This window comes from Pseudoalteromonas sp. GW168-MNA-CIBAN-0100 (assembly GCF_040309225.1).
Taxonomy (GTDB): Bacteria; Pseudomonadota; Gammaproteobacteria; order Enterobacterales; family Alteromonadaceae; genus Pseudoalteromonas; species Pseudoalteromonas arctica.
Genome location: NZ_JBEOOL010000892.1, coordinates 1 through 248 on the forward strand (window position 1 = coordinate 1; position 248 = coordinate 248).

The 248-nt window shown below is 42.3% G+C and carries 1 protein-coding gene; it reads right to left on the reverse strand.

Translation table 11 applies throughout. The features are described from left to right. The coding region (locus AAEY62_RS23875; protein WP_350636945.1) for a HAMP domain-containing protein at positions 1–248 on the reverse strand (248 nt) is incomplete at both ends.

Sequence of the window (248 nt, forward strand, 5' to 3'; positions counted from 1 at the left end):
GTTCACGCAGTTTTGATAAAAACTTATTAAATCCTCCGGCCAAAGCTATAAGCTCAGCATGCGTATCCACATGTAGTGTTTGTGTTAAATCACCTTCAGAGCTGGCTAGGTTATCTACACGTTCTTGTATTTGTTTAAGTGGCGCCACAACACTGCCTACTACAAGCTTCATTACTATAAATGCCAATACCGCAATCACAGTCCCCGTGATCAAAATAATCACACCCAGCTCTTTTGCAGCCTCAGAC